The sequence below is a fragment of the Phocaeicola faecicola genome (genome assembly GCF_013618865.1).
GTDB classification, from domain to species: Bacteria; Bacteroidota; Bacteroidia; order Bacteroidales; family Bacteroidaceae; genus Phocaeicola; species Phocaeicola faecicola.
The window spans coordinates 1-1,089 of record NZ_JABSOE010000155.1 but is presented as its reverse complement, the minus strand read 5'-3'; the positions used below and the strand labels follow the sequence as shown (position 1 = coordinate 1,089).

1 protein-coding gene is annotated in these 1,089 nt (G+C 34.5%); it reads left to right on the top strand.

Annotated features, from left to right (window positions below; translation table 11 throughout):
• Positions 1-217: 217 nt before the first annotated feature.
• Positions 218-865, top strand: coding sequence for a hypothetical protein (locus tag H3001_RS19090; protein ID WP_181215795.1), 648 nt, complete (start codon positions 218-220; stop codon positions 863-865).
• The last annotated feature ends 224 nt before the right edge of the window (positions 866-1,089 follow it).

Below are 1,089 nucleotides of genomic sequence, written 5' to 3'. Positions count from 1 at the left end.
CGGATTACGAAAACCTTCTTCCCATGACAATATGCAAATAATAATCGTTAAATTTGTGGACTCTTTTTTAGACGGGTGCCTGCTGGCGCCCGTCTAAAAGGGGACACCCTAAAATTGGAAACTTACGTATTATCACATGCTGTGTGATATTAAACTTGTTCCACGGGATAAAATACGTTCTTTACAAAAGCTGGAATCTGACACTGAGGAAAATCGCATGTCAATCAATAAAAGCAGTAGTGCGGAATCCGGTAAATTTGAAAAGAGGTACAAAATGATGGAAGATCAAAAAAGGAGGATCCGTCAAATTCTCGGAACGGCTAATGGTGACTGGTATATCAATTATAAACAGATGTATTTTATTTCATTAAATAACATGGATAAATACAGAACATCTTTTAAAAATGCATATGCGATTGCTGAGATTGAAAAGAAATACAGTGCTAAAAGATCCTTGATTCTCAAAACGAAGAAAAAATATGCTGTTAGGGAAGAGGATATTCTTCTGAATGAGGAAAATAAGATTAAAGAAATATATGCGGCAGTACCATCTGATGTGGCAGCAAGATGGAAAAAAGTTAATGATAACCCAATAGACTTTGTAATGGCTTACAAATATGGTCTAGATAAGACAAAGATATCAGAATTTAAAGCTGCATATAATAACTATGCAATAAAAGAATTCAAGATACTGTCGAATAAAAAATTGTCCAATGGCGACAAGTACTCACAATTGAAACAATTGAATGATGAATTCGTAGGGCAAGTTTCGTCATTGTTTACACAGGAAAATTATACTAAATGGGAAGGATGGTGGAAATACGATTTCCAACGCAAGATGAAAAGAAAAGGATTTGCCCAGTAGATGTATTTTGAGGGAATACTTGGAGATACAAATCAGCCAACTAATTCACATACTTTTTTGTGTGTGAATTAGTTGGCTGATTTTATATTGTTTGCTAAATAGGGACACTCAGTAAATAGTATAAAATTAGCCAACTAATTCATACACAATGTATTGCGAATTAGTTGGCTTTTTTGTATCTTTAGATATTCCCCCGAAAATAAGGTTTGGCAGCCAAAACGGGG